Below are 6,000 nucleotides of genomic sequence, written 5' to 3' on the forward strand. Positions count from 1 at the left end.
CGAAGGCTCAGGTCCGCCGTCCGGGGCGTTGCTTTTCATGTCATCCAGAATAAACTACGGTTCAGTAAGTTACCTGCCGGTAGCATCCTGTGTGGCGGGTCCTTGCGGCTCATTCGGTGTGGCTTCGGACGGCCACCTGCGCGCGGCCGCAGCCTCCGGGCGGTAGCCTAGGACTTGCACAAAAGTCGTACAGAGGAAGTCAGGTGAGTCTCCGGATGGAATGGCCCGGGTTCCTCTATGGCTTCTACGAGCGCAAGCTTCTCCGCTCCCTGGAGCCGGAGCGGATCCCACGGCACATCGGCGTCATGGTGGACGGCAACCGGCGCTGGGCCCGGCAGTTCAATGCCCCCACCAGCCAGGGCCACCAGGCCGGCGCGGACAAGATCCATGAGTTCCTCGGCTGGTGCCAGGAGCTGGGCGTCAGGGTGGTCACCCTGTATATGCTCTCCACGGACAACATGAACCGGTCCGGCGAAGAGCTTGACCTGCTCATGGGCATCATCGCCAACACGCTGGACCGCCTCGACGAAGACGCCGACATTTCGGTCCACGCCATGGGCGCCCCGGAGCTGCTCCCCGACTACTTGGCGGAGCGCCTGACCACTCTCACGGCCCGGACGCCGGTGCGGGAGAAGCTGCACGTGAATGTGGCTGTCGGCTACGGCGGCCGGCGCGAGATCGTGGACGCGGTGCGCGAGCTGCTGCACGACGCCGTGGCGCACAAGGCGGACATCAGTGAACTGGCCGACTCCCTGAGCGTGGAGGACATCTCGCGCTTCCTCTATACCCGCGGCCAGCCTGATCCGGACCTGGTCATCCGGACTTCCGGTGAGCAGCGGCTCTCAGGCTTTCTGATGTGGCAGAGCGCCTACAGCGAGTTCTACTTCTGCGAGGCCCTGTGGCCGGCCTTCCGGAAGGTGGATTTCCTTCGCGCCCTGCGCGACTACGCCGGCAGGCAACGGCGCTTCGGTTCCTAACCCTTGCCGGCGTCCGTTGGCGGCCCTATGGGCCGCCCCTTTGGGCCGCCGTCGTGCACGCTTGGGCCGCCGCCGTTCACGCCAAATTCACACGCCGGCAACAGGAATCGCCGGAAGAAGACGTTGGAAATTAGTTCGGGGCGAATTACGTTGAATCCATCAGCAGGCAAACCGCCGGCTGATCGGGGAGGCCAGTACATGGAGCGATTTTTCGCACCGGTTGTATGGGAGGCCGGATCCGGCCTTGTGGCCGAGCCGCCTCACCAATAACAATTCCGGGCAGCGCCCCGGGGCTGGAGTCGATGTGGCTATTTCTGAACAACTGCCCGACGTCATCACGGACAAGGGTGAGAAGGCTACCTCTCGCGCCAAGCGAGCCAATTCAAAGACCGGTGCGGACACGAAAGACGCCGCAGCCGGTCTTGCTGTTTCCGGCCCACAGACTGAATCCCAGCCATCAGTCTCCACTTTCGTCATCGACACGTCGGTACTGCTCTCCGACCCCCGCGCCCTGCTGCGTTTCGCGGAGCATGAAGTCATTGTGCCGATCGTGGTGATCACCGAACTTGAAGGGAAGCGGCATGACCCCGAACTCGGCTACTTCGCACGGAAGGCGCTCCGGCTCCTTGATGACCTTCGCATCCAGCACGGCGGGCTGAACCGGCCCATCCCGCTGGGCGACGCCGGCGGTACGCTCATGATCGAGATGAACCACATCTCGGCCGAAGTCCTGCCGGCAGGGTTCCGCGGCGGGGACAACGACAGCCGCATCCTCGCCGTCGCCAAGAACCTCTCCAACGAGGGGCGCAACGTCACCGTGGTGTCCAAGGATCTCCCCATGCGGGTCAAGGCCTCGGCCATGGGCCTGCTGGCCGACGAATACCGCAACGAGCTCGTCAAGGATTCAGGGTGGACCGGCGTCGCCGAGATCGATGCCAGCGACGAGGAGATCTCCACGCTGTACGGCCACGAACCGGTCTTCATCCCGGCGGCTGCCGAGATGCCGGTCAACACCGGCCTTGTGGTGCTCAGCAGCCGGGGTTCGGCCCTGGGCCGCGTCGGGGCCGACAAGCAGGTCCGGCTGGTCAAGGGGGACCGCGACGTTTTCGGCCTCCACGGGCGCTCCGCCGAGCAGCGGCTCGCGATCGACCTGCTGATGGACCCGTCGGTGGGCATCGTGTCCATGGGCGGCCGCGCGGGCACCGGCAAGTCAGCCCTTGCCCTGTGTGCCGGTCTGGAAGCGGTATTGGAACGCCGCGAGCACCGCAAGGTGATCGTGTTCCGCCCGCTGTTCGCCGTCGGCGGCCAGGAACTCGGCTACCTGCCGGGCTCGGAGCAGGAAAAGATGAACCCCTGGGCGCAGGCGGTCTTCGACACCCTGGGCGCGCTGGTGAGCCAGGAAGTGGTGGAGGAAGTCATGGACCGCGGCATGCTGGAGGTCATGCCGCTGACGCACATCCGCGGACGCTCCCTGCACGACGCCTTCGTGATCGTGGACGAGGCCCAGTCGCTCGAAAAGAACGTCCTGCTGACCGTCATGAGCCGGATCGGGCAGAACTCGAAGATCGTCCTCACCCACGACGTTGCCCAGCGCGACAACCTCCGGGTCGGACGGCACGACGGCATCGCAGCCGTCGTCGAAACCCTGAAGGGCCACCCGCTCTTCGGCCACATCACCCTCACCCGCTCCGAACGCTCGCCCATCGCGGCACTCGTCACGGACCTCCTCGAAGGGGCGTAACTCCAGGCGGGGAAGGGTCGTGGCCGGGTTCGCCGGGCCACGGCCCTTCCCCGTTGCCGGTTGGGCTTGCCGAAACCAGTGCGGCCGCCCGCTCCGCGTCGTTTTGCCAAATGTGGCCGCCTAGTGCGGGATTCCAGCGGCCGCTTTTGGTAACGCGCGGGGAGCGGGCCGACATTTGCCAAAAATGGCCGCCCACCGCTGCACAAGTGCGGATGGTTAAGGCCGCTGCCGTTGGTTGAGCCTGTCGAAACCCGTGAGCCCGCCCACTCAATGTCGTTTTGCCAAATGTGGCCGCATAGTGCGGGGTTCCAGCGGCCACTTTTCGTAACGCGTGGGTGGCGAGCCAAACCGGCTCAACCCGCGGCGACCCCCAGCAGGAACTTCGCTGTGGGTTCGTGGCCCTCTACCCTCAATCGCCAGTCCGGCCGGCGGAAGCCTTCCGGGGTGAGGCGGACCCGTTGGACTGTCTCCTGCCTGCCGCCCCAGGACATGCGTGTGACGCCGTTCAGTTCGTAGCCGAGCGATCGGGAGACGCCCAAGGAGGCAGTATTCCAGTCGGCAGCCTCAGATTCGCAGACGTCGGCGCCAAGCCAGTCAAAGGCGTAAAGCGCGACAGCGGCCCGCATCTCCTTGCCGAAGCCGCGGCCCTGCGCGCTCTTCCGCAGCCACGAACCGGTGGCGACTGTGCGGAGGACCGTAAAGTCCCTCGCCACCATGTCCTGGCAGCCGAGGAAGGTGCCCTCGTGCCAGATGCCCAGCGTCAGCGTCCAGGATTCGGGGGTGGAGGCGGCGCGGCACTGCCAGTACCAGCGGGCCATGTTGGCTCCAAGGTCACCGGCTGGGACAGCGGTCCAGGGTGTGCTGAACGGGTTGCGGCCCTCTTCGTGGATGCCACTGGCCGCCGCTTCAACCGCGGCGGGGATGTGGTCGTCGCGCAGAGGCCGCAGCGTGAGCCGGGGAGTGGCCAAGGTGAGCGCGAACGGAGGCCACACGGAGATCAGCTCGGTCATGCCGGAAAGCCTAGCCGATGTGGTCCCCGCCTATGTCGCTGCGGCGCCGCCGTCAGCTGGTGTGGTGCGACAGGCCGAGGGACAGCCGGGTGTTGCCGGGCCCTTCCAGCATCAGGGCGATCGCCTGGTTGGGCAGCTCAAAGACCATGGTGGCGTCCGCTGTATCCCCCTGCCGGAGCTGGGCCTTCGCCGGTGACGTCCACAGCGGATGAATGCTGTTGGCGCCCAGGCCCACCACCGAGAACTGCGACGTGTCCAGCGTGATGCCTTCGCCTTCGAGAGCGGTGAACTGCACCAGAATCCTGACCCGGTGGGTCCCCGCGGACGGGCCCTCGTCCAAAACCTGGACGCGTTCCGGCGGAAGCCAGCCGTCCTTTTCCAGCGGGATGATGCCGTTGACCCGCGCCGTTCCGCCGGGGATCACCGCGCTCGCGCCCAGCGGGGTGCTGTCTTCCGGCTTGGCCGTAAGGAAGAGATATCCCAGCACGAGCCCCAGGGCGCAAAGCAGGGTGAGCGGGATCAGCAGCAGCTTCCGACCGCGCCGGGTGACCGTCCTGCCGGTGGCGGCTGTGTCAGGTGTCGATACGTCTGGAGCCATGGTTGACATGGCACGAGTTTGCGGCCGGCAGGTTGGAAAAAACCTGCGCGGCACCCCGCATTCCGGGTGGCCCGTCAGCGGGGTTCGTTAGGCCGGGTGGCCCGTCAGGCGGGGTTCCTCAGGCGGGGTTCGTTAGGCAGGGTTGGGACGCAGCGGCCACTGGATGTGCTCGCGCACATCAGTGAGGTTCATCGGTTCCGCCACGAAAAGATCGTCCAGCATGTATTCATCCACGCCAAGGATCCGGATGCGGTGCCCGGGAAGCTGCCCCCCGCCGTCGAGCGGTTCGGCGGAGACACACACTCCGGTCCCGGCATCAATGCGGATTCTGGTCCGGCCCGGTCCGCACAAGGGTGCTGCCGGATCCAGAGGACGGTACCCGGCATTCGGTGAGACCACGGCTTCCAGCGCCGCGCGGCCTTCGTGCGTCAACTGCTGAACCGGCTCCAGCAGTTCGACGGCGTTGGCGTTGGGGAACTCCAGCGGCACCGGGGCATTTCCCGCCAGCTCCACCGGATCCAGTGCAGCAGCGAACCGGCCGTTTCCGAACGAGGGTTCGCCGTACGCGGCCTCCGGGCGGCGCCGCACCAGCCCGCCGTCGTCGTACACCGGCGTCACCAGATGCGCGGGAAGAAGCCACGACTTCCGCGTGGCGCTGATGTACAGGCCGTCACGGGAATCATTGATGCCCGTGGTGCTGCCCAGCAGCGTGCCGTCGTCGGACTCCAGGCGCAGCGCGCCGGGGCGGCGCAGCCAGGCTCGGACGGTGCCGGGGCCGGGAGTTTCGGCGTATTCGAAGCGCAGGGACTGCCATTTCCACGGGGACGAGCGGCAAAGGTTGCGGAAGGAGACGGCAGACGTGGGCGTGGCACCGCCGCCGTGCTCCTGCCGGTGTTTGGCGTCCCAGGTCCCCATATCCACAGTTTACGCGCGGCCCCGAGCGGCGGGCGGGCCGATCCAGTAGCATCCGAGAGTGATCCAACGACTTGGCGGACTATGGGAAGCGGCACCACTCGCGTTCTGGCTGCTGCTGGCCGCGTGCGCCTACTTCGCCGTGATGGCGGTGCGGCTCACGGTCATCGACGTCCGGCACCACCTCCTGCCGAACCGGATTGTCTTTCCCTCCTATGGCTTCGCCGGTGTGCTGCTGCTGGGGGCGGTGCTCACCCTTGCGGCGGTGGAACCGTCCGGACTGCCCGACGGCGCGGCCCGCCTTTTCGGGGTGCCCGCGCTGAGGATTGCGGCCGGGGGTGCGGTGCTGTGGCTCTTCTATTTCGTGCTGCGGCTGGTGTATCCGCCCGGCATGGGATTTGGGGACGTGAAACTCGCCGGCGTTCTGGGGCTGTACCTGGGCTACCTCGGCTGGCCGCATGTCTTCGTCGGGACGTTCGCCGCATTCCTGCTCGGCGGGTTTTGGAGCATCGGCCTGCTGGCACTCCGGCGCGGGACGCTCAAATCCGCCATACCATTCGGGCCGTTCATGCTGGCGGGGGCCGCCGCGGCGATGGTCCTGCTGCCCGCGGGTTAACTGCTCACAGGGGCATTGGACCCGGTGCGGCCCGGGCACCGGTCCGGCTAGGTGTATTGACCTGAGAGGTTGGTGACGCGGCTGGCCGGTGTCTGACCTTTGAGGGCAGTGTGGGCTCGATGGTGATTATAGGTGTGGAGCCAGTC

At 66.6% G+C, this 6,000-nt stretch carries 6 protein-coding genes; 3 read left to right on the plus strand and 3 right to left on the minus strand.

Annotation, left to right across the window (positions count from 1 at the left end; all coding sequences use genetic code 11):
* The first annotated feature begins 215 nt into the window (after window positions 1–215).
* Both G9E11_RS13790 and G9E11_RS13795 read left to right on the plus strand, forming a co-directional pair.
* Window positions 216–977, plus strand: a complete 762-nt coding sequence (locus G9E11_RS13790; protein ID WP_102970665.1) for an isoprenyl transferase — start codon at window positions 216–218, stop codon at window positions 975–977.
* A 304-nt stretch (window positions 978–1,281) separates the two neighbouring features.
* Window positions 1,282–2,718, plus strand: a complete 1,437-nt coding sequence (locus G9E11_RS13795; protein WP_190606607.1) for an RNA 5'-3' helicase PhoH2 — start codon at window positions 1,282–1,284, stop codon at window positions 2,716–2,718.
* Window positions 2,719–3,071: 353 nt separating this feature from the next.
* On the opposite strand, the gene G9E11_RS13800 is transcribed toward G9E11_RS13795, so the two are convergent.
* From G9E11_RS13800 to G9E11_RS13810, 3 genes are all read right to left on the minus strand, one after another.
* Window positions 3,072–3,728 carry a GNAT family N-acetyltransferase gene (locus G9E11_RS13800; protein ID WP_190606609.1) on the minus strand — a complete coding sequence of 219 codons (657 nt, stop codon included), beginning with the start codon at window positions 3,726–3,728 and terminating at the stop codon, window positions 3,072–3,074.
* A gap of 52 nt (window positions 3,729–3,780) precedes the next feature.
* On the minus strand, window positions 3,781–4,335 hold the full coding sequence (locus tag G9E11_RS13805) for a hypothetical protein (protein ID WP_246468936.1): 555 nt from the start codon (window positions 4,333–4,335) through the stop codon (window positions 3,781–3,783).
* A 123-nt stretch (window positions 4,336–4,458) separates the two neighbouring features.
* Window positions 4,459–5,241, minus strand: a complete 783-nt coding sequence (locus G9E11_RS13810; protein ID WP_190606611.1) for a hypothetical protein — start codon at window positions 5,239–5,241, stop codon at window positions 4,459–4,461.
* A 58-nt stretch (window positions 5,242–5,299) separates the two neighbouring features.
* Here G9E11_RS13810 and G9E11_RS13815 point away from each other — a divergent pair, with 58 nt between their 5' ends.
* Entirely contained in the window at window positions 5,300–5,854 is a 555-nt protein-coding gene (locus G9E11_RS13815; RefSeq protein ID WP_190606614.1) for a prepilin peptidase, read from the plus strand.
* Window positions 5,855–6,000: the final 146 nt, after the last annotated feature.

The sequence above is a fragment of the Arthrobacter ipis genome, assembly GCF_014694315.1.
In the GTDB taxonomy this organism is placed as follows: Bacteria; Actinomycetota; Actinomycetes; order Actinomycetales; family Micrococcaceae; genus Arthrobacter; species Arthrobacter ipis.

Bases quoted from the DNA above. Each gene is read 5' to 3' on its own strand.
- G9E11_RS13805 (WP_246468936.1), bottom strand. From the start codon at position 4,335: ATGTCAACCATGGCTCCAGACGTATCGACACCTGACACAGCCGCCACC.
- G9E11_RS13800 (WP_190606609.1), bottom strand. From the start codon at position 3,728: ATGACCGAGCTGATCTCCGTGTGGCCTCCGTTCGCGCTCACCTTGGCC.
- G9E11_RS13790 (WP_102970665.1), top strand. From the start codon at position 216: ATGGAATGGCCCGGGTTCCTCTATGGCTTCTACGAGCGCAAGCTTCTC.
- G9E11_RS13810 (WP_190606611.1), bottom strand. From the start codon at position 5,241: ATGGGGACCTGGGACGCCAAACACCGGCAGGAGCACGGCGGCGGTGCC.